Here is a 21,540-nt window from a genome sequence, read left to right as displayed (position 1 = left end):
GTGGATCCGGCACAGTCACACCGGATTTGATGAAATGAGCTCTCGCGTGACGCGAACGCGGCGGACAACCTGATGATGGATGGGAAACTGAATGAAACTCCGTAAAACCACCGCGGCCGCCGCGTTGGTCATCGGTGCTATGACCATTGGCGTCGGCACCGCACACGCGGACCCGGCCCCGGCGCCCGCTCCGGCCGACCCTGGTATCGCATACTCGGTCAAGCTGGTCGACAAGACGGTCGTCGCGTCGCTCAAAGGCGGCACCTTCGCGGTGACGGAGGAAGACGGAGCTACCGAAGACGCTCCGAAGACCACGATCGCCAACGTGCGCGACGACAAGGGCAACACGGTTGTCTCGTTCCCGCTCGACATGAACGTCGACGGAACCGTTGTTCCGGTCAAGACGAACCTGCAGAAGGACGACAGCGTCCTCGAGATCACCCCGGACAAGCCCGAAGGGCTGGTCGTCTCCGACAAGCCCGTGGTTGCCAAGCCGGTTGTCGCCAAGTCGATCGCGTCCCCACTCGAGAACAAGTACGCACAGGACGAGTTCGCGAGCAATTTCAGTCTCGCCACCATGATCGGTGGGTTCGTCGGCACCGCCATCGGCGCGGTCGCCGGCTGTGTCCTCGGCCTGCCGCTTCTCGGCGTCGGCTGCCTCGCGGGCCTGCCGATCGGTGCGGGCGTCGGCGGCATCCTCGGCACGATCGCGGTGGGCGGTCCCACCTTGGTCGCGGCTGGCCTGGAGTTGGTCAACACCATGCAGGCGCCGGACGGCACCACCAAGTGGGCGGAAGCGGCCAACGTGAAGCCGGTGGAGCCGAAGGTGGACGCGGCCAACTCGACAGAGGAAGCACCGAAGTAAACCGGTGCACCCATAAAATCGAATACCTGCCACTGGCCCGTTCTCCGCGGAGAACGGGCCAGTGGCCTTTCTCAGTCTGGTCTTCGGCCCGTTTCCGTGCCGTCGCTACGCCACGTCGGGCAACGCCATGGTGCCGGAAGGTCCGTGCAACGACACGGTTCCCGTGAGCCGCCCGAGGCGCCCGAACGAACGCTCGGTGATCTCGAACGACCCGTCCTCGCCCACCAGTAGGACGGTGCTCGCCCGCGTTCCGTGCACGGAATGCGCGATGAACCGCGACGAGAGCGCGCGCTCCATCGCATGTGAAACGCCGGTGTGCGGGAGTAGCCGGTCCGGGGCCTTCGTCCGATCGGCCAGCACCTCGAAATACCGGTCCACCGCGTCCGCGTCGGATTCGACCACTGCGCGCAGACCGAGCACGCCCGCACGCACTTTGGGCCAGACCGGCTGTGGCGCCGTCAGTTCCGCCCCGGGTGGGTCAACACCCACAGAGCTGACGAACGCGGCGTTGGAGAGCCCGTGGAAGCCGGGAACGAGCCGCTGCGGGGTCGCCTCGCCTCGATTGGAATGCCACCACAGCGACGCCATATCGCCGACGACGAGGTTGTAGCCGTTGTAATCATCCGGCGCCGACGCTACCGAGCGCACGTATTCCGTTGGGTCGCAGCGCTTCTTGTTGAACTGTGTGGGGTCGTCGCCGCCACCGCCGAGAAAATCCATCAGCAGTGCGCCGCGCGAACGTGCCTGCGCGCGTTCGTCACTCGGGTTACGCACATTGGTCACCGCAGCGAAACGGTTGTGGCCGTTGGGTTCCGCAGTGAGCCCGAGCCAGGTCCCCGGCGGATCGCCGACCGCCTTGTTCTTGGCGCCGACATCGCGCCCGGCGATCAGGCCGGGTACCTCCGGCCACCGACGCATCGGCTCGGCGGGCCGAACGTAGTACTCGTCGCGATTGGCCGCGACGATCAATCGATACTTCGGATGCGCCCGCCACCCGATCAACACCAAACACATACCTCCAGGATGCCGCACGAATCCGACGCGGCGACGGCCTCGACGAGAATGGTCCGCGTAGGGACAGCGAAAAGGCTCCAGAAGACAGCGAAAGGGCCGACAGCGACACCGAGGTGAACGCTGTCGGCCCCTGTTCGACCGCTACCCGCTCAGGCAGGTCAGTTGGTACGCACTTCCAGACCGGGGTTGTCCGCGAGCACAACGCTCACCGGCTGCGCGAACAGCTGGGGTGCATCGCCGGTGAGGGCGCCGATGATGTTGGGGATCTCGCAGATCGGGAAGTCCGCGACCGACGAGGCACTGGAGATACCGAGTGCCTGCGTACCGGTCACGATCGCGCCGCCACTGTCGCCGGGCAGCGCGCAGATGTTGGCCGAGAAGCTCTGGGTGAGCTCCCGCTCGCCGACCTGCACGGTCTGGTCGACCGCGTTGACAACGCCACAGCTGAAGCCGGTCCGCGCACCGGACTTGCACACCGGCGCGCCGACCACCGGGGTAGCGACACCGTCGACGGCGATCGTGCCGCCGCCGGGGCCACGCACGGTGTTGTTGGCGAAGCGATCCTTGGCCTGATCGTTGATGCGGACGACCGAGTAGTCCTGCGCGCCGAGCACCGACTTCTGGAAAACGCCGAGCTGCGCGCCCAGGCGGTCGCCGTTGATGTCGTACACGCCGGCCGCGTCGGCGGTACCAGCCGCCTCGAGATTCGGGTTGCAGTGGCCCGCAGTGATATTCACCGTGTTACCGCTGCCGTCGGTGCCATTGAAACCGAGCGAGCAGCGCAGCGAGGTCTTGCCGGCGACCGAAGCGAATCCGTCGCCACCGGCCAGCGCGCCGTGTGCGTCACCGGCAATGTCACCGGCTTGCGGCGGGCCGGGTTCGGCCGCCACCGGCGGGGCCATCACCAGCACCCGCGCAGGGTCGATGAAGTTCGGCAACGGCAGTCCGGCCTTCTCGACACGCACCGCGATGGTGTTGTTGACGGTGTCGACGACGGCACCGCGCACCAGCGCCGACACCTCGGCAGGCTGGGTGTCGAGCCACTGCTCGAACGCGGACTTCTCACCGCGCAGCGCGGCCTCGCTCTTGGCGACATTGCGCACCTGGAAACCGGCGGATTCCGCCGCGGCGCGCGCCTGATCGGCCTTCGGTCCCTGGGCGAGGGCGACGACGGCCTTGCCCGCGTCGTCCAACCACGCACCACCGAAGACCTCGGGGTACTGGTTCTGCGCGTTGGTGGCGAAGCCCGCTACCTGCTGCGCGACGTCGGCGCGGTGCAGGTATTCCTCCGGTGAGATCTTGAGATCGCGGGTCACCGCGGCCACCAGATCGGCGGGCAGGTTCGGTGCGGGATCGGCGGGCTGGGCCGAGGCAACTGCCGCTGTGGGCCCGAACAGCAAGATCGCCGCCGAAGCGGCGATAGCGGTTTTTCGGATCCTGGTCTGGCGCGCGGCTGATCGAAGCGGACCTATACGTGGCAGGAGCATGCACAGACTATATGGGCTCCGGCGCCATGTGCCTACTCGTGTGGCGGGTCGGTTTGTTCAATAGTGCGAACGAGCGCGAAATGTCGGCCGACACACCGGTGGTGACGTCGGCCGACACACCGCATCGGGTTGTGCTGCTGGCGCTTACGCGCACATGTCAGCTGGTGGCAGGGCGCGTGCGCACCGAGATTCCGCTGCCGATCCCGCCGCCGGAGGAGGCGTCGATGTCGGAGAGGATCGAACGGATCGGGATGCCGAGGGTCGCGGTGCCGCCGTACTGCGCCAGGGAGATGTTGGCCTGGTTGCAGTCCGGCGCGTCGGCAGCGTTGGAGCCGCTGGTGATGCCGAGGGCAAGCGTTCCCGACACGATCGCGCCGCCGCTGTCGCCGCCGAGCGTGCACGCCGAGCTGGCGAAGCCGCGCACGGTCTTGCTCTGGCCGGACGCGGTGAACAGCTGTGTCTCGACGCGGTCGGCGACGACGTAACCACAGGTGAAGGTGGAGGACTGGCCCGACTTGCACACCGGGGCACCGACGATCGGATCCGCGGTGCCGGTCACCGGCAGCGTGGTCCGGTTGGCGCCGCGCACCGAAGGCTGATCCATGCCCGCGCCGACAGCGCGCTCGTTGAGCTTGATCACCGAGTAGTCCAGGCCGCTCTCGTCGCCGAGCGTCGAGCGCACGAAGGTGCCGAGTTCCGGGCTCGACGGGATGTTGTGCACGTCGGGCATGTAGACGGTGGCCTCTTGGCTACCCGCATCGAGGTTCGGATTGCAGTGTCCCGCACTGATATTCAGGGCATTACCGGCCGCGTCGACACTGTTGAAACCGAACGAGCAGACATCGACGCTCTTGAGCGAGGCATCGCTGAGCGCGGTCGGCGCGCTGATGTAGGTGTCGCCACCCATCGGCTTGCGTTCCACCGGGCCACCGCCGCCGGGCGAGAGGATCACCTTGATGTTCGCGATCAGTGTCGGCAGGTTCAGCAGGTGGCCGATCGCGCTGTCGGCGATCGAGATCACCAGCTGGCTGCCGAGGAAATCGATGGCCACCGAGTTGATCGCCTGCGACAGTTCCTTCGGCAGCGTGGTGACCCACTGATTGAGTTGCGTCAGCGAGCCTTCCAGTCCGTCGGCCGAGATCGGCGCCAGGCTGGTCTGGTATCCGTCGGCCGACGCGATCTGCGCGGCGGCCGGCGAGGTCACCGCGACGATGGGTTTGCCGTCGGCGCCCATCCACGCTCCCGCGAACGCGTCGGGACGTTCGGCGCGGAAATCGCGTGCGTAGTCACGCAATTGCTGGGCGCGTGCCGCACGATCGAGGTACTCGGTGGGCGTCATGTGCAGGTCGCGGGCGACCGCCTCCGCCAATTCCGGGGGCAGGCCGTCGGCCGCGAGCTGCGTCGGAGCCTCGGGTGCCGACGAGGCGGTAGTGATGCCGAACAAGGGAGCCAAAAGAACAGTCGAAGCGATGGCAACTGCTTTGACCGCGGCGCGACGCGCCACCAACTTGCGCATGAAGTCCCTTCGTTCGGCACAAAAGTGCCTGCTAAACCTACGCCGCGGGTCCGAATCTCCGTGGCGAACAGTCTTCTTCGAGCAATGGTCTGTGGTGCCCCGTTTCGCATGGCACCGGTCAGCGGATCACTTTAAGGCACAAACGGTTTGTCGGCTGACCAATCCGGCACGCGGGTACCTAACGTCCCGGGTATTGGAGAGTCGGGATCGACGGAATCTCCGGCAGCGGTTGGTAACCCCACGGGTTGGTCGTGGTCGGCCGAACACGCGTAGTGCTGGTCGGGCGGGGGGCGGTCGTCGTGCTCGGCGGCGGCTCCGACGACGGTGTCGGCTCCTCCGTGGTGGTTTCGGGCGGCTCGGTCGTCGTTTCCTCCGGCTCGGTGGTTGTCACCTCGATGGGTGCCACGGGAGGCAACTCGACCGGCGTTGTCGGGGTGGGCGTCACCGAAGACGGCTCGGACTGCGCGTCCTGGATCGGCGGCACCGACGTTTGCTCGTTGCCGCGAAACAATAACCCGACGACAATCGCGCCGAGCGCGAGCCCGACCACCGCCGCGGCGGCGACCAGCAGCGGGATGCGTTTGCGATCTTTGTCGGAATCTCTTGTCGGCGCGACCTTTTGCGGGGTGACCGGGTGCGCGATCGCGGTCTCCGGCGCCGCCGACTCCGGGGCGAGGTGCGGTCGCGCGCTGGGGAACGCCGCCGAATAGGCCTGCGGTGTCGGCTCGGGAACACTGGGGATGACATCGGTGACGTCCGCGGAGTTCTCGGTGTCGGTGGGATCGGGCGGGGTAGCTCCCGCCGGGGTGGCCAGCACCGAGTTCAGCGCGACCATCCCGGCGTCGTAGGCGAAAGACGTACCGGCTACCTCGGTTTCGGTGCCGGGGAGTTCACCCTCGGAGATGAGCGCGACCGAACGCAAGCCGAGATAGTCGAGCGCTTCGCGCAGCGCTTGCACGTACTCCTGCGGCCAGTCGGCGCCGTGGGTGGCGTAGAACTCGGCCGCACCGTTGAGGTGCTCAGCGGTCAGATTGATCAAACAGAACAACGCGGTGGCTACCAGGTCCTCGGCCCGGTATGCCTCGCCGTCGTCGACTCTGATGCCAGCGGGGTCACCGATCGCACCGACGAATCCGGTAATCGAATGCGAGCGCTCGGGGGCGGTGCCACCGAGTTCCGCATCGCCGTCTTCGGACATGTGCAAGACCGACTCGCGAACGATGAATTGCGGTGGTTCGTCGCCGTCGGTGACGATCGCCGCCGTGCACTGGTCGTCGGCGATCCGCAGGCCCACCCCAGTGGCCATCCTCGTTACCTCACTTCGCCGTGTGCGTCGTCCGGCCCGGCGGACGCTGAACCGGCGATCCTCGCCGGGCTGACGCGCCGTGGTCACACCAGCAGCGAGCCGTGTCCCATTGCGCGAAGCATCGACAATAACTCCGCACGCGATCGCGCGCCGAGCCGCCGCCGGATGCGGGCGACGTGATGTTCGACAGTCTTGGCGGAAATGTACAGGCGAGCGCCGATTTCGCGGTAGGTCAGACCGAGAAGTACCAGCTCGACCACTTCGCGTTCACGGTCGCTCAACACCGCGGCGGGATCGACGGTCGCGGTGTCGCGCGCCTTCCCAGTCGCGGGGAGCTCCTGCGGTTTACTGTCGGCCCTGACCATCCTGGCGAGCTCGCGCAGCCCCTGCGCGCTCGATCCCTGCGTACTCGCCGGCCCGTCGCTCGCGCGCGCGGCCTCACTCGCGAGCGCCGCCGCATCCCAGCTCATGCCAGCACCGTGCAACGCGCGGACCGACTCCCGCACCGACTCGACCTCGACCTCGCCGCCGCGCACGCGCGCCCAGATCTGCCCCGCAGCGGCGAGTGTCCGCGCCAGGTGCTCGCCCGTCTGGGCGAGCTGGCCCGCGCGCTCGGTGACGACCGCGATGTCCTCGCGAGCCAGTGCGGCGCGAATGCCGTACCAGCGCAGCACGGTGGCCCACGCCGGTGGCTCCCCGAGGCCGCTCACCAGTGTCGAGGCGGCCTCGACCAACGGTGTGACCCTGCGTTCGTCATCGAGCTCGATCGCGGCCAGCCATAATTCACCGATCGGCAGCAGGGCGAGCAGATCCGCGGTCACCTCGTCGAGCAGTGCGCGCCCCCGCTGCCACGCGGCGGCGAGCGCCGTGCGGTCGCCGGTGCGCCGAGCGAGTCCGACTTCGAGTCCGAAGGCGAGGAGTCGATCGCGGTCGTCGAGGGCGTCGGTGTCGAGGGCGGCGCAGGTCGCGGCCGCGGCGAACTCGTCGCCGCCGAGCATCGCCGTCCATGCCGCGAGCACTCGTTGTCGGCCGTGTGTCGCCGCGTCGGCGCGGGTACTGCCCGCCACGGCTCGGTTCAACGCGTCTTCGGCCCTTCGCGGCTGTCCGGTGCCGAGGCACAGCAGCGTGGCGATTGTTTCCGGGCCGCACGGGAGCGCGGCGAAATCACCGGCGTGTGTCGCTTGGATCAGCTCGGACACCGCCGAGGCGACGTCGTCATCGCTCGAACCGGCGCGCATCGAATGCGCGAGCGCGGCGACGATCAGCCGGTCGCGGGCGGTGGCCTCGGTGGGCGGCCATCGAGACGCCGACGCGGTCATCGCCTCGGCGCCCTCGGCGTCACCGGCCAGATACAGCACGGTGGCGCCGATCGACCAGTCCGCGCCGACGCGGTGCGCGCCGAGCCAGGAATACAGCTGCGCGGCACGGCCGACCAGGCCACGGTTGGTCAGTACGCCAGCGCAGACGCGCACCGCCGAGGCCAGGTCGGTGTCGGATAGGTCGGTACGGATCAGCATCGGTTCGGCCAGTCGTAGCGCGGTATCACTATCGCCGGCGCGTGCGGCCGCCTCTGCCCACCGCAGCGCGATCCGGTCACGTTCGGCACCGGCCGCGGCGGCGGCAGCGTAGTAGCGCGCGCTCGCCGCACCGGCTTTGTCCGCGGCGCCGCTGAGGAATTCCGCGAGCCGAGGGTCGCGCACTCCCGACTCGGCGAGCAACAGTGCGGTGTGATCGCGCAACAATCCGGCGTCGAGGCGCGCGTTGAGCAGCGTGCGCTGCACCGCGAGGAATGTGCGGTCGCCGAGCAGCGTGCGCAGTCCGCCGACCGCGGGCGCGAGCAGCAGGTCGGCGTCGGTGACCAGTGCGGTGGCCCTGACCCGGTCGATGTGGTCCTGGGCGAGGTCGGCGGGAATGCCGAGGGTTTCGGTGAGTTCGCCGGGGTCCAGTCCGGTGCCGACCGCCGCGACGACCAGGGTTTCCCACAGCTCCGGCGGCAGATCGTCCAGTAGTGTGCGTGCCCAGGTGGCGATCGCCGCGTCGAGTGCGGCGGTTCCCGCGTCGGTCCTGGTGGAGCGCGCGGCGTCGAGCGCGGCGACAACGCCGCCGCGGATCCCCGCGGTCTGCTGGTGAATGTGGGTGGCCACGTGACGCGGCACCATCATGCCCAGTTCCCGTGCGAACGGCGCGATATCGACGACGCCGAGCGCGCGCAGGTCCACCACGCGCCCGCGGCGGGCCGCGATGTCGGTGAGGGTGCGCAGCGCGCGGTCGTGCGGGTGTGGCCGGGTGGCCACCACCACCGTGCAGTGTCTGGACTCGATGGTGGCGCAGAGCGATTCGAGTTCGCGTCGGCCGAGGGTGTGCGCGTCGTCGACGACGAGCGCACTGCGCGCGAGCAGGTCCGACGCGCGGGTGGTCGGGTCGTCGGCGAGCGGAATGCCGCGCGCGCGCAACCTGGCGCGGATCGCGGACAGCAGCGTCGACTTGCCGGTCTCCGATCGGCCGCGGATCAGATAGACCACCGGTTTCTGCTCGGCGGAATCGAGGGCACGGAAGATCTCGCGTGCACGGGGGATGGTGTCGAACGCGGCGCCGAGGGCCGGCAGCGAGTGCCCAGCGGGCAGGCGCGCCGACTCGTTCCTCGACCCCCACGCTCTCGGCGGTACCGGGCGGGTGCGGCCGAGGTCGTTGCCGTTCATGACAGGTCGTGGTGCGGTGGCGTCCGAACCGCGATGCGTCGTGTCATTCGAGAACCCCGTTCGAAAACTGTGTCGGTGGGTATCGCCGGTGGTTCCGGCGGCCGGTTGGCGCGGTGACGTGCGGAAGGCGTCGGTGAGCACGGCGAGAGGGAGTGTGCGCCGACACATCTGTCTGTCGGGGTTGGGTCGACGGTCGTTACCGCTCGGCGGTAAACGGCGGTGGGGTGGTGATCCTGGCGGCACCCCGGCCGTGCCCTTCGGCCAGCCGTTGCGGCGGGTACCGGTGATCGGACCATCAAGCTGGCGGCGATGGGTGGTTATCAGGGTTTCCGCTGCGGAGTTGGGATGAATCGCTGCTGGTCAGGGTAGTTGTCGCCGGTCCGGCTCTGTGAATTTCGCGGTTCGGGAATCATTCGCGCGGGTCGCCCGTTGAGCACTGTGACGATGTTGAGTGAACGAGGCTCAAGTTTGGTTTGACTCCCGACTCGATCGGGTGCAGGATTGAGCCGACCACGCTCAGCGTTGCTGAGATCGTGCTCTACCGCGGCGCCGGGGAGCGAGGTCTGAAGGCACGGGATGTCTTGTGCCACAGGGCGATGCCTGTCTGCCCACGGGCGACACCGTCGCCTCGGCGCCCACACACGAACTGCAAGTACCGGACACAGTGAAAGAGGAGGAAACACAATGGCTCGTGCGGTCGGAATCGACCTCGGGACCACGAACTCGGTTGTCGCCGTGCTCGAAGGTGGCGAACCGGTGGTCGTCGCCAACTCGGAAGGGTCGCGCACCACCCCCTCGGTCGTCGCCTTCGCCAAAAACGGTGAGGTGCTGGTCGGTCAGCCCGCGAAGAACCAGGCCGTCACCAACGTCGACCGCACCATTCGCTCGGTCAAGCGCCACGTCGGCACCGACTGGACCGTCGAGCTCGACAGCAAGAAGTACACCTCGCAGGAGATCAGCGCGCGCACGCTGATGAAGCTCAAGCGCGACGCCGAGTCCTACCTCGGTGAGGAGATCACCGACGCGGTGATCACCGTTCCCGCCTACTTCGAGGACGCCCAGCGCCAGGCCACCAAGGAAGCCGGACAGATCGCGGGCCTCAATGTGCTGCGCATCGTCAACGAGCCCACCGCGGCCGCGCTCGCCTACGGTCTCGACAAGGGCGACAAGGAACAGACCATCCTGGTCTTCGACCTCGGTGGCGGCACCTTCGACGTCTCGCTGCTGGAAATCGGCGAGGGCGTCGTCGAGGTTCGCGCCACCTCCGGTGACAACCACCTCGGTGGTGACGACTGGGACGAGCGCGTCGTCAGCTGGTTGGTCGACAAGTTCAAGAACAGCTCGGGTATCGACCTGACCAAGGACAAGATGGCCATGCAGCGGCTGCGTGAGGCCGCGGAGAAGGCCAAGATCGAACTCAGCTCCTCGCAGAGCACCTCGATCAACCTGCCCTACATCACCGTCGACGCGGACAAGAACCCGCTGTTCCTCGACGAGCAGCTCACTCGCGCCGAGTTCCAGAAGATCACCTCCGACCTGCTCGACCGCACCCGTGCGCCGTTCCAGTCCGTGATCAAGGACGCGGGCATCAAGGTCGCCGACATCGACCATGTCGTGCTCGTCGGTGGTTCCACCCGTATGCCCGCCGTCACCGAGCTCGTGAAGGAGCTGACCGGCGGCAAGGAGCCGAACAAGGGCGTGAACCCGGACGAGGTCGTCGCCGTCGGCGCCGCTTTGCAGGCCGGTGTGCTCAAGGGTGAGGTCAAGGACGTCCTGCTGCTCGATGTGACCCCGCTTTCGCTGGGTATCGAGACCAAGGGTGGCGTGATGACCAAGCTCATCGAGCGCAACACCACCATCCCGACCAAGCGTTCGGAAACCTTCACCACCGCCGACGACAACCAGCCCTCGGTGCAGATCCAGGTGTTCCAGGGTGAGCGCGAGATCGCCTCGCACAACAAGCTGCTCGGCTCCTTCGAGCTGACCGGCATCCCGCCCGCGCCGCGTGGTGTGCCGCAGATCGAGGTCACCTTCGACATCGACGCCAACGGCATCGTGCACGTGACCGCCAAGGACAAGGGCACGGGCAAGGAGAACACGATCAAGATCCAGGACGGCTCCGGCTTGTCCAAGGAAGAGATCGACCGGATGGTCAAGGACGCCGAGGCGCACGCCGCCGAGGACAAGACCCGCCGGGAGGAAGCGGAGACCCGCAACCAGGCCGAGTCGCTGGTGCACCAGACCGAGAAGTTCATCAAGGACAACGAGGACAAGGTCCCCGCGGACACCAAGGCAAAGGTCGAAGAGGCCATCGCCGAAGCCAACACCGCGCTTGCCGGAACCGACATCGCCGCGGTGAAGTCGGCCTTCGAGAAGCTGGCCACCGAGTCGCAGGCGCTCGGCCAGGCGATCTACGAGGCCTCGGCCGAGGAAGAAGGGGCGTCGAGCAACGGTTCGGCCCCCAACGACTCCAACTCCGACGACGACCAGGTCGTCGACGCCGAGGTCGTGGACGAGCCGGTCGACACGGAGAAGAAGTGACACAGGGTAACTCGGAGCAGGAGCCGATCTCCTTCGTGGACAAGCGCAAGATCGACCCCGAGGACCGCGCTCCGCGTGCGGACGAGGCGTCGGACGACAGCGTGCGTGCGGGACAGGACGGGTTCGCGGATTCGGCGGCCGGTAACGGCGCCGAGTCCGGTCTCGCCGATATCCCCGGCGCGGCCGAGGCGACCGGCGAACTCGCCGAGCGCACCGCCGACCTACAGCGGCTGACCGCCGAATACGCCAACTACCGGCGTCGTACCGAGCGTGACCGCAAGGCCGCGACCGACGGCGCCAAGGCGGCGGTGGTCGGTGATCTGCTCGGCGTGCTCGACGATCTCGACCGGGCCCGCGCGCACGGCGACCTGGAGACGGGGCCGTTGAAGTCGGTGGCCGACAAGCTCGCCGACGCGCTGCACAAGCAGGGCTTGGAGGAATTCGGTTCGGAGGGCGAGCCTTTCGATCCGACCCTGCACGAGGCCGTGCAGCACGAGGGCTCCGGAAACGATCCGGTGATCGGCCTGGTCATGCGCAAGGGCTATCGGCTCGGCGAGCGCGTGCTTCGGCACGCGCTGGTCGGGGTCACCGATGGTCCCTCCGATTCGGCGCAAACGGATCGGACGGTGGAAGAGGCATCGGATGTTGATGCCGGTACGAACAACCGATAGTCGCGCGGCGCGAGCGTTGGGGCCGGAGGCGGTAGCGAAGCGTGACCACGTAGGCCCCCGCGAGTGTCGCCAAACCAACACGGCGCGAGCGTTGGGGCGGGCATTTCTTGCCTCCCCGTGCTCGTGCCGGGATCCTGAGAGTGCGGAAGGAGGAGATGCCCGGTGAGCCAACGGGAGTGGATCGAGAAGGACTTCTACAAGGATCTGGGTGTTTCCTCCAGCGCCTCGCAGGAGGAGATCAAGAAGGCCTACCGCAAGCTGGCGCGTGACCTGCATCCCGACGCCAACCCCGGTGACAGCAAGGCCGAGGAGCGGTTCAAGACCGTCAGCGAGGCGCATGCCGTGCTGTCGGACCCGGCCAAGCGCAAGGAGTACGACGAGACCCGAGCGCTGTTCTCGGGTGGCGGCGGTTACGCGGGGCGTGGCGCGGGCGGTTTCAGTCCCGGTGGGGCTGGTGGCTTCTCGCAGAATTTCGGCAACGCGCAGAATTTCGGTGACATCTTCGGTGGCGGCGCGACCGCCGGCGACGGTGGCCTCGGTGACCTGCTCGGTGGGTTGTTCAACGCACGAGGCGGCGGTACGCGTGCCGAGGGTAGCCGACCTCGGCGTGGGGCGGATGTGGAGACCGAGACCACCCTGGGTTTCCGCGAGGCAACCCAGGGCGTGACGGTTCCGCTGCGGATGACGAGCCCTTCGCCGTGTACCACCTGTCACGGCAGTGGCGCCAAGCCCGGGACGAGCCCTCGGGTCTGTCATGTCTGCAACGGCAACGGTGTGATCACCCGGAACCAGGGCGCGTTCGGCTTCAGCGAGCCGTGCGACGAGTGCCGTGGCACGGGTTCGATCATCGACGATCCGTGTGCCACCTGCCATGGCAGCGGGGTGCAGAACCGCACGCGCACCATCACGGTGCGGATTCCGCCGGGAGTCAGTGACGGTCAGCGGATTCGGTTGGCCGGTCAGGGCGAAGCCGGGTTGCGCGGGGCGCCTTCGGGTGATCTGTTCGTCTCTGTGCACGTCAGTCAAGACAAGGTCTTCGGGCGCAATGGCGACGACCTGACCCTTGTGCTTCCGGTCAGTTACAGTGAATTGGTGCTTGGCACAACGGTTTCCGTGCCGACCCTGACGGGTCGTGTGGGGGTGAAGGTCCCCGCGGGCACCGTGGACGGTCGCATCCTGCGTGTTCGCGGCCGTGGTGTGCCCAAGCGTGCTGGCGGCGCGGGCGACCTGCTGGTCACCGTGAAGGTCGCGGTGGCGCCGAAGCTCGATGACGAGGCGGTCGAAGCGCTGCGTCGTTACGCGGAGGCGGAGAAGGCCAGTGGCTTCGATCCGCGTGCTGGATGGGCGGGTGCGTAATGTCCGGTGATCCGAAGCAATCGTCCGGTGGTGCCGCGCGCGCCGAGTTCTTCATGATCTCGGTCGCGGCCCAGCTGGCGGGCATGCACGCGCAGACCTTGCGCACGTATGACCGCCTCGGTCTGGTGACCCCGCAACGTACTTCGGGTGGTGGACGACGGTATTCGTCGAGGGACGTCGAGCTGCTGCGCGAGGTGCAGCGGTTGTCCCAGGACGAGGGCGTCAATCTCGCCGGGATCAAGCGCATCATCGAGCTCACCAATCAGGTGTCGGAGCTGCAACAGCATGTCGCCGAGTTGTCGGCGGAGCTGGAGCGGACGCGGGCGGGTTATCGGCCCGATCTGTCGCCGCAGCGCAGTACCGCGCTGGTGGTGTGGAAGCCGCGTAATCGGCGGTCGTCGTGATGCGGTGTTCGCCACGCTGATTCGAGCGCGGTGGTAGTGGGCTCGACGGGCCTCGGATTCTCCCCAGGAGATTCCGGGGCCCGATTTTTTTGTCGTCGTTCGGCAATTGTGTTGTGATGCTGATCATTTGCCATGGTAAGAAATTCTGCGTGTTTTCTCGATTGCCGCAAGATCGCTGGCGAGGTCTTGTGCGGTGCGGAAAATGTGAAGCGCGCCTTGTGTGTTCATGAGCTGCTGCCCGAATTACGCGGCTTTCAGCCGCCTTACGGTATGTTTTGGCCGCGATTCGCGTTGTGTGTCCTCGGATTTCACCGAATTACACCCATGGAATTTATCCGGTCTCTGCCGTAGCTGGCAATCCTCGCTTACACTCTTGCCATCGTCTGCTGTCGAGTGTCCCGAAGCGCCTGCCTCGGCGGTTAATTTGTGTTCTAGGTGCGAAATGGGGTTGTGACACAAATGGATTCGCGGACCGTCGCTGTGATCAGAACAACGTTCAAAGCGGTTGCCGCGCAGGAAGACGGTGTGCAGCGACTGGCGCGATCGTGCTACTCGATCCTGTTCACCGAATACCCTGCGCTTCGCGACTTCTTTCCCGCCGCGATGGACGCCCAACGCGACCGTTTCGTCAAAGCGATCGGTTTCACCCTCGACCGGTTGGAGCAGCCGGGCGAATTGCTGCCATTTCTCGCCCAACTCGGCCGTGACCACCGCAAATACGGTGTCCTGCCGGAGCATTACGTCGCGATGTGCTCCTCGATCAAGACCGCGATGCGCCTGAGCGCCGACACCGAGATCTGGACCGACGAGGTCGACCGCGCGTGGGACGAGGGTCTGAAGATGATCAGCGACACCATGGTCGGTGCCGCCGAGAAGGAGACGACCCCGCCCGTGTGGGGTGGCACCGTGCTCGAATCCCGTGCTGTGCTGCGTAATCTGCGGGTGGTGCGACTGCGGCTGGATCAGCCCATGCGGTACGCCGCGGGTCAGTATGTCAGCGTGCAGGTTCCCGCTCGGCCGAGGATGTGGCGCTACCTCTCGCCAGCGATCCCCGCGAATGCCGAGGGTGAGATCGAATTCCATGTTCGCGCGGTGTCGGGCGGGTGGGTCAGCCCCGCGATCATCGACCACACCGCGGTGGGTGACCAATGGCAGCTCGGTGCGCCGCTCGGCGGCCTCGGCGTGCCACGCAATCCCAAACGCAAGCTGCTGATGATCGGCTGTGGCACCGGGATCGCGCCGCTGCGTGCCCAACTCATGACCATGGCCCAGCGCCGGGCCAACCCCCACGTGCACCTTTTCGTCGGGGGGAAGCACCCCTGCGACCTCTACGACATGGACGCGCTGAGCGAGCTGGCCGTGGCCAATCCGTGGTTGTCGGTGACGCCCGTCACCGAGCAGGACGAAAACCCGTGGTGGTACACCGAATCCAAGCCGCAGGAGAACATCTGGCCGGGCATCGCGCCGCGCAGGACCGGCGCGATCGCGAAGGTCGTCGCCAAGACCGGCACCTGGGCCGACCACGACGTGCAGATCGTCGGCTCACCGTCGATGGTGCAAACCACCAAGTTCCGGCTGATGGCCTCGGGGACGCAGGCCAAGAACATCCGTCACGACCCGCTGTTCTGAGCCGGGCTCAAATTCCCTCGAATTGGATCCGCTCCGGTGGTGTCCCGGTATCGAGCAGGCGGGTGACGGTGGCGCGCACCATGTTCGGTGAGCCGCAGACCAGTACCTGCTGATGCTCGAACGCACCGTGCGAGCCGACGACTTCGGCGAGGGTGCCGACCAGCATGTCGTCGAGCGGAAAGCCGACCTCGACGCGACTGTGCTCGTACCACTCGTCGACCAAGCCAGGATCATCCGGATCATCGACCACCGGAATCACGGTGAGCCACGGCAGTTCGTCGGCCAGGAGATACAGCATGTCCGAGGCGTAGAGGTCGCGCGGTGAGCGGCCACCGATGAACAGGTAGGTGCGTGGCGGATCGGAATGGCGTGCGAGATCGAGGATTTGCGCGCGCAGCGGCGCCAGGCCGGTGCCGCCGGCGATCATGATGATCTCCTCGCCGTCGGGGTCGACGGCGAAACTGCCGTACGGAGCGCTGATCTGCCATTCGTCGCCCGGTTTGGTGTCGGCGACGATGGCGCTGCTGCACCACCCGCCCGGCACCGCGCGCACGTGGAACTCCATCTTTCCGTCCAGTGACGGCGGCAAGGCTGGCGAGAGCCTGCGGCGCACGCCTGGCTGCTGCGGTACCCGCACCTGCACAGACTGTCCTGCCGCGAACGGCACGAATTCCCCGATGAGCCGGATCACCGCGAGGTCGTTGCGCAGACGGTGATGGCCGACGACCGTCGCGGTCCATTCCTGCTGGTGGGGTTGGCCCATCATGGTCTCCTCGGACAAAAGCTAGGTTCGGTGCGCTCGACGTGCGGTTGGCTCACACCGGATCGGAGCTGATGTTGGCTTCCGGCGTGCCGACCGCGGTGAGCGCGCGGCGGGTATCGGCGATCATCCGCGCGGAGCCCGCGATGTGGATCTGTCGATCCGCCCAGGCGCCGAAGCTCGCGACCACCGCGCCGAGATTACCGATCAGCGTGCGGTGCATGCCGTACGGTGCGTCCGAGGGCGGATGGGGGTACCACCATGGGTTGGTCTTCTGCTCGCAGACCGGCACGATCGTGAGCCACGGATTGCTCTGCGAGAGCTGCCACATGTTCTCCACGTCGTACAGGTCGCAGGGGTAGTGGCCGCCGATGAAGAAGTGCACCCTCGGGTTGATGCCGCGTCGGCTCATCTCGATCAGTTGGGCGCGCAGCGGGGCGATGCCGGTGCCGGCGCCGATCATCAACACGTCGTAGCCGCTGTCCCTGTCGACCTGTAACCCGCCCAGCGGCGCCGCGATCTGCCACCGGTCGCCCACCTTGGTCTCGTTCACGATGGCGGGACTCACCCAGCCGCCGCGAATCTTGCGGACGTGGAATTCGATCTCCCCGTAGGGATTGGAGGGGATGGCCGGCGAGAAGTAGCGCCACATCTTCGGCCGCTGCGGGATGGTGAGTGGTACGTACTGCCCGGCCTGATAGGGGATCGGGGTGTCGGATTGCAGGCGCACGATGGCGAGGTCTTCGAGCACCCTGCGGTGCCCGACGACGGTCGACTCCCAGTAGGGCTGGGACTTGTCGGAGTTGGCTCCGATGGCCATCGACGCGGCGATCAGGAGGGCGATGTCGCGCCAACCCTCTTCGAGTTCGCGGTGCCACGCATTGTCGTTATAGGCGCGGAAGGCGGCGACGAGCGCCCGGCCCGCGGTGTCGTAGTCATCGGCCTCGACGCCGTATTTACGGTGGTCGCGCGCCAATTGTTCGAGAAAATTCTGTGCCCGCTCCCAGTCCTCGAGATTGTCGAGGACCCATTGGATGGCCGCGGTGACCCGTTTCGCCTGCATCTCCATCGCAGGCGGGAACAGCTCACGCAGCCGGGGGCTTTCCGCGAACAGGTGACCGTAGAACGAACTGATCAACCGCTCTGCTCCGCCCGGTGATTCCATCACCGAACGGAAGTTGGCGCGGACCAGCGCAGCTGAACGCGCATCCACGACGTGGAGCTTCCTTTCCCTCATGTTCTGCACGGGGACTACCCGTAACCGGAGGTCCTCCGCAGCCAAGTATCCCTGAAAACGCCGTGGTCGTGTGGGTAAGTGCGCCGAAGGCTGCGGGCGGCACCCGGGCACACGGTAATGGGTGCCCCATCGGCACATGTAGTGGCCCTGCCCGCGCGGCGTCAACCGGGGTGCCCGGGTCGCCGCCAGCGGCGAGCACGCGAGGGCGCGAGGGGTGCGATCGGGGTGGGTTCGGTGTGTGTTCGGTGGTGGCCGGGTCAGATGGTCAGCACGGTCTTGCCGCGCGCCCCGGTCGCGCCGATGACCGACAGTCCCTCGGTGAGTGGGATCGTCGCGTCGATCGGGACCACCACGTCGCCGTCGGCGACACGACCGAGTAGTCGAGCCAATTCCGGTGCTCGGCCCGAGGACTGAAGATTGCCGCCACGCATATCCCTGGCCCGCAGGCGGTCTTCGTCGACCGCGCCGACGGTCGAGTAGACGATGCCGCCGTCGTGCACGAGGCCGGTCAGGTCAGCGAGGGCTTCGGGTGAGCTGACCAGGTCGAACAGGATGTCGATCCCGTCGGGGTAGGCGGCGGCGAGTTGCGCGCGCAGGGGGCCCGCGCTGTAGTCGACGGTCTCGGCGGCACCGAGGCGGGTCATCCGGTCGGCGGCCTCGCCGCGCGCGGTGGCGATCACGTGCGCGCCAGCGGTATTGGCCAGTTGCACCAGGAACGAGCCGACGCCACCGGTGGCGCCGACGATCAGCACGGTGTGGTCCGGTTCGATCTTGGCCGCGTCCACCAGGTCCTGCGCGGTGCCGCCCGCGGTCGGGAGCGCGGCGGCGGCGATCGAGGGGATGGCGTCGGGGATGCGGACCAGGGTGGCGTCCTCGGGCAGTACCGAGTATTCGGCGAAGCTGCCGTGTCCCGCGGGGGGTGTGAGGAATTTGCCGACCACGCGGTCGCCGACGGCGAATCGACTCACTTCGGGTCCGACCGAGGAGATGATCCCCGCGCCGTCGATTCCGAGGATCATCGGAAAGTCGTGTGGCAGTACGCCGTCCAGGATGCCGTCGGCCATCTTCTGGTCGTAGGGGTTCACCCCGGCCGCTTCCAGTTGCACTCGCACGGCGCGGGGGCCCGGCTCGGGGACGGGCATCTCGGCCACCTCGGGCGTCGCCGCGAACTTCCGAACCACGATCGCACGCATCGTTCGCTCCTCGATTGGGCTGAAGATCGGTGGGACTGACGCATCAACGAAAAACGATCATGGCCATACTAGGCATCCGCCGACCTCGGGCGGGGGATTGGTCTCTTTCGGCGGTGTCGCGGCGTAGCGTTTCGCCTGGTGGGCAGATCGAGAGGGTGACCGGTCAAAAATTTCAAAGTTGAGCGGAACAGACTCAACCTTTCGGACGTTGGATGGAGTGACCCGGCACAGCGGTACTCCGGCGCGATTCGACCATGGAAAGGTGACCAGTGGACTCGTTCAATCCCACGACCAAGACGCAAGCGGCGCTGACCGCTGCCCTGCAAACCGCCTCCGCCGCGGGCAACCCGGAGATTCGGCCGGAGCATCTGCTCGCCGCGCTGCTCGAACAGACCGACGGCATCGCCGCACCCCTGCTGAAAGCGGTCGGCACCGACCCGCAGGCGGTGCTGCGCGCGGCCACCGACGCCGTCGACCGGCTGCCGCGCGCGAGCGGTGCGACCACCACCCCGCAACTGGGCAGGGGGGCGCTCGCCGCGATCACCGCGGCGCAACGGCTGGCCACCGAACTCGGTGACGAGTACGTCTCCACCGAGCACGTCGTGGTCGGGTTGGCCGAAGGGGATTCGGAGGCGGCGAAACTGCTCACCGATCACGGGGCGACCGCCGCGGCGCTGCGTGAGGCCTTCACCACCGTGCGCGGCAGCGCGCGCGTGACCAGTCCCGACCCCGAGGGCAGCTATCAGGCGCTGGAGAAGTACTCCACCGACCTCACCGATGCCGCGCGCGAGGGCAAACTCGACCCGGTGATCGGCAGGGACACCGAGATCCGCAGGGTCGTGCAGGTATTGAGCCGCCGCACCAAGAACAATCCGGTGCTCATCGGTGAACCCGGTGTCGGCAAGACCGCGATCGTCGAGGGCCTCGCGCAACGGATCATCGCCGGTGACGTGCCGGAATCGTTGCGTGGCAAGTCCGTGGTCTCGCTCGACCTCGGCGCGATGGTGGCGGGCGCGAAGTATCGCGGTGAATTCGAGGAGCGGCTCAAGGCCGTGCTCGAGGACATCAAAAACAGTGCGGGACAGATCATCACGTTCATCGATGAGCTGCACACCATCGTCGGCGCCGGTGCCACCGGCGAATCCGCGATGGACGCGGGCAACATGATCAAGCCCATGCTGGCTCGGGGTGAGCTGCGCCTGGTCGGCGCGACCACGCTCGAGGAATACCGCAAGCACATCGAGAAGGACGCCGCGCTGGAACGCCGCTTCCAGCAGGTTCTGGTCGGCGAGCCGTCGGTGCAGGACACCGTCGCCATCCTGCGCGGCATCAAGGACCGCTACGAGGTGCACCACGGCGTGCGGATCACCGACTCGGCGCTGGTCGCGGCGGCCACCCTCAGTGACCGCTACATCACCTCGCGGTTCCTGCCGGACAAGGCGATCGACCTGGTCGACGAATCCGCGTCCCGGCTGCGCATGGAGATCGACTCGCGCCCGGTGGAGATCGACGAGGTCGAGCGCGCGGTGCGGCGCCTGGAGATCGAGGAGGTCGCCCTCGCCAAGGAAACCGACGAGGCCTCCAAACAACGTCTGGAGAAGCTGCGCCAAGAGCTCGCCGACGGCCGCGAGAAGCTCAACCAGCTCACCACCCGCTGGCAGAACGAGAAGACCGCGATCGATCAGGTCCGCGTGCGCAAGGAGGAGTTGGAGGCGCTGCGCGGGGAATCCGAACGCGCCGAGCGCGACGGCGACCTCGGCAAGGCCGCCGAGCTGCGCTACGGCCGGATACCGGCGTTGGAGAAGGAATTGGCCGAGGCCGAGCGAGTCTCGGGCGCGGCCGCCGACGGTGAGGTGATGCTCAAGGAGGAGGTCGGCCAGGACGATATCGCCGAGGTTGTCGCGGCATGGACCGGTATTCCGGTCGGTCGTCTGATGGAAGGCGAGACGCACAAGCTGCTGCGGATGGAGCAGGAGCTCGGGCGCAGGGTCGTCGGTCAGGCCAAGCCGGTGGCGGCGGTCTCCGACGCGGTGCGTCGCGCTCGCGCCGGGGTGGCGGACCCGGACCGTCCGACCGGCTCGTTCCTGTTCGTCGGCCCGACCGGCGTCGGCAAGACCGAGCTCGCGAAAGCGTTGGCGGACTTCCTGTTCGACGACGAACGCGCCATGGTCCGCATCGACATGAGCGAGTACAGCGAAAAGCACGCCGTCGCACGGTTGGTCGGTGCGCCACCCGGATATGTCGGCTACGACCAGGGCGGTCAGCTCACCGAGGCGGTGCGGCGTCGGCCATATACCGTGGTGCTGTTCGACGAGATCGAGAAGGCGCACCCCGATGTGTTCGACATCCTGTTGGCGGTGTTGGACGAAGGACGGCTCACCGACGGTCAGGGGCGCACGGTCGATTTCCGCAACACCATCCTGATTCTCACGTCGAACCTCGGGGCCGGTAGTGACGAGGAGTTCGTGATGAACGCGGTGCGCTCGGCGTTCAAACCGGAGTTCCTCAACCGGCTCGACGACATCGTCATGTTCCACGCGCTCGACGAGGAGCAGTTGGAGCGGATTGTCGACATCCAGCTGGATCAGCTGCAGAAACGCCTGTCGCAGCGGCGCCTGACGCTCGATGTCAGTTCCTCGGCGCGGTTCTGGCTGGCGGTGCGCGGTTACGACCCGGTCTACGGTGCGCGTCCGCTGCGCAGGCTGGTGCAGCAGGCGATCGGTGACACGCTCGCCAAGGAGCTGCTGTCGGGGGCGATCGTCGACGGCGACACCGTGCGGGTGAACGTGACACCGGATGGTGACGGCCTGATGGTCGGCACGTGAGCGAGTGAGTCGAACGCCGCCCGACCCGGTGTCGGGC

At 67.2% G+C, this 21,540-nt stretch carries 15 protein-coding genes; 7 read left to right on the top strand and 8 right to left on the bottom strand.

The genetic code is table 11. From position 1 onward, the window contains the following. Nucleotides 1-91: 91 nt before the first annotated feature. A complete protein-coding gene (locus ABEA50_RS04610) occupies nucleotides 92-865 on the top strand; it encodes a hypothetical protein (RefSeq protein ID WP_345493754.1) in 774 nt (257 codons plus the stop codon). Between the two features lie 105 nt (nucleotides 866-970). Here ABEA50_RS04610 and ABEA50_RS04605 read toward each other — a convergent pair whose 3' ends face one another. The 5 genes from ABEA50_RS04605 to ABEA50_RS04585 form a co-directional block, all read right to left on the bottom strand. Beyond that, nucleotides 971-1,879 carry an NRDE family protein gene (locus tag ABEA50_RS04605; protein WP_345493752.1) on the bottom strand — a complete coding sequence of 303 codons (909 nt, stop codon included), beginning with the start codon at nucleotides 1,877-1,879 and terminating at the stop codon, nucleotides 971-973. Nucleotides 1,880-2,037: 158 nt separating this feature from the next. Then, nucleotides 2,038-3,366 (bottom strand): S1 family peptidase, encoded by a 1,329-nt coding sequence (locus ABEA50_RS04600; protein ID WP_345493750.1) that lies wholly within the window; start codon nucleotides 3,364-3,366, stop codon nucleotides 2,038-2,040. A 157-nt stretch (nucleotides 3,367-3,523) separates the two neighbouring features. Further along, entirely contained in the window at nucleotides 3,524-4,882 is a 1,359-nt protein-coding gene (locus ABEA50_RS04595) for a S1 family peptidase (protein WP_345493749.1), read from the bottom strand. Between the two features lie 178 nt (nucleotides 4,883-5,060). After that, nucleotides 5,061-6,188: a hypothetical protein gene (locus ABEA50_RS04590; protein WP_345493748.1), complete on the bottom strand. Its 1,128-nt coding sequence runs from the start codon at nucleotides 6,186-6,188 to the stop codon at nucleotides 5,061-5,063. 83 nt (nucleotides 6,189-6,271) lie between these two features. Next, nucleotides 6,272-8,887, bottom strand: coding sequence for a LuxR C-terminal-related transcriptional regulator (locus tag ABEA50_RS04585; protein WP_345493747.1), 2,616 nt, complete (start codon nucleotides 8,885-8,887; stop codon nucleotides 6,272-6,274). Nucleotides 8,888-9,571: 684 nt separating this feature from the next. Between ABEA50_RS04585 and dnaK the strand changes: the two genes are divergently transcribed. The 5 genes from dnaK (at nucleotide 9,572) to ABEA50_RS04560 (ending at nucleotide 15,488) form a co-directional block, all read left to right on the top strand. Next, nucleotides 9,572-11,428: a molecular chaperone DnaK gene (dnaK, locus tag ABEA50_RS04580; protein ID WP_345493746.1), complete on the top strand. Its 1,857-nt coding sequence runs from the start codon at nucleotides 9,572-9,574 to the stop codon at nucleotides 11,426-11,428. Beyond that, the gene (grpE, locus tag ABEA50_RS04575; protein WP_345493745.1) at nucleotides 11,425-12,099 is read left to right on the top strand and encodes a nucleotide exchange factor GrpE; all 675 of its coding nucleotides are present in this window, start codon (nucleotides 11,425-11,427) and stop codon (nucleotides 12,097-12,099) included. Before dnaK ends, grpE begins: the two co-directional genes overlap by 4 nt. 162 nt (nucleotides 12,100-12,261) lie before the next feature. After that, nucleotides 12,262-13,455 (top strand): molecular chaperone DnaJ, encoded by a 1,194-nt coding sequence (gene dnaJ / locus ABEA50_RS04570; protein WP_345493744.1) that lies wholly within the window; start codon nucleotides 12,262-12,264, stop codon nucleotides 13,453-13,455. Beyond that, nucleotides 13,455-13,859 (top strand): heat shock protein transcriptional repressor HspR, encoded by a 405-nt coding sequence (locus ABEA50_RS04565; protein ID WP_345493743.1) that lies wholly within the window; start codon nucleotides 13,455-13,457, stop codon nucleotides 13,857-13,859. The genes dnaJ and ABEA50_RS04565 overlap by 1 nt, the downstream gene beginning before the upstream one ends. A gap of 459 nt (nucleotides 13,860-14,318) precedes the next feature. Further along, entirely contained in the window at nucleotides 14,319-15,488 is a 1,170-nt protein-coding gene (locus tag ABEA50_RS04560; RefSeq protein WP_345493742.1) for an FAD-binding oxidoreductase, read from the top strand. A gap of 7 nt (nucleotides 15,489-15,495) precedes the next feature. Here the strand turns inward: ABEA50_RS04560 and ABEA50_RS04555 are convergent, their stop codons facing one another. From ABEA50_RS04555 to ABEA50_RS04545, 3 genes are all read right to left on the bottom strand, one after another. After that, nucleotides 15,496-16,251, bottom strand: a complete 756-nt coding sequence (locus ABEA50_RS04555) for an FAD-binding oxidoreductase (RefSeq protein ID WP_345493741.1) — start codon at nucleotides 16,249-16,251, stop codon at nucleotides 15,496-15,498. Between the two features lie 52 nt (nucleotides 16,252-16,303). Further along, complete coding sequence (locus tag ABEA50_RS04550) at nucleotides 16,304-17,461, bottom strand: FAD-binding oxidoreductase (protein ID WP_345493740.1); 1,158 nt, start codon at nucleotides 17,459-17,461, stop codon at nucleotides 16,304-16,306. 281 nt (nucleotides 17,462-17,742) lie between these two features. Continuing rightward, nucleotides 17,743-18,678: an NADP-dependent oxidoreductase gene (locus ABEA50_RS04545; RefSeq protein ID WP_345493739.1), complete on the bottom strand. Its 936-nt coding sequence runs from the start codon at nucleotides 18,676-18,678 to the stop codon at nucleotides 17,743-17,745. A 269-nt stretch (nucleotides 18,679-18,947) separates the two neighbouring features. Between ABEA50_RS04545 and clpB the strand changes: the two genes are divergently transcribed. Beyond that, complete coding sequence (gene clpB, locus ABEA50_RS04540) at nucleotides 18,948-21,503, top strand: ATP-dependent chaperone ClpB (RefSeq protein WP_345493738.1); 2,556 nt, start codon at nucleotides 18,948-18,950, stop codon at nucleotides 21,501-21,503. Nucleotides 21,504-21,540 lie beyond the last annotated feature (37 nt).

The sequence above is a fragment of the Nocardia callitridis genome (genome assembly GCF_039543305.1).
Classification (GTDB): Bacteria; Actinomycetota; Actinomycetes; order Mycobacteriales; family Mycobacteriaceae; genus Nocardia; species Nocardia callitridis.
Note: the sequence above shows the minus strand (reverse complement) of the source record. Positions and strands in the feature narration are given on the sequence as shown.

Coding starts and splice junctions, on each gene's coding strand:
- ABEA50_RS04610 (WP_345493754.1), top strand. CDS start 92: ATGAAACTCCGTAAAACCACCGCGGCCGCCGCGTTGGTCATCGGTGCT.
- ABEA50_RS04605 (WP_345493752.1), bottom strand. CDS start 1,879: ATGTGTTTGGTGTTGATCGGGTGGCGGGCGCATCCGAAGTATCGATTG.
- ABEA50_RS04600 (WP_345493750.1), bottom strand. CDS start 3,366: ATGCTCCTGCCACGTATAGGTCCGCTTCGATCAGCCGCGCGCCAGACC.
- ABEA50_RS04595 (WP_345493749.1), bottom strand. CDS start 4,882: ATGCGCAAGTTGGTGGCGCGTCGCGCCGCGGTCAAAGCAGTTGCCATC.
- ABEA50_RS04590 (WP_345493748.1), bottom strand. CDS start 6,188: ATGGCCACTGGGGTGGGCCTGCGGATCGCCGACGACCAGTGCACGGCG.
- ABEA50_RS04585 (WP_345493747.1), bottom strand. CDS start 8,887: ATGAACGGCAACGACCTCGGCCGCACCCGCCCGGTACCGCCGAGAGCG.
- dnaK (WP_345493746.1), top strand. CDS start 9,572: ATGGCTCGTGCGGTCGGAATCGACCTCGGGACCACGAACTCGGTTGTC.
- ABEA50_RS04565 (WP_345493743.1), top strand. CDS start 13,455: ATGTCCGGTGATCCGAAGCAATCGTCCGGTGGTGCCGCGCGCGCCGAG.
- ABEA50_RS04560 (WP_345493742.1), top strand. CDS start 14,319: ATGGATTCGCGGACCGTCGCTGTGATCAGAACAACGTTCAAAGCGGTT.
- ABEA50_RS04555 (WP_345493741.1), bottom strand. CDS start 16,251: ATGGGCCAACCCCACCAGCAGGAATGGACCGCGACGGTCGTCGGCCAT.
- ABEA50_RS04545 (WP_345493739.1), bottom strand. CDS start 18,678: ATGCGTGCGATCGTGGTTCGGAAGTTCGCGGCGACGCCCGAGGTGGCC.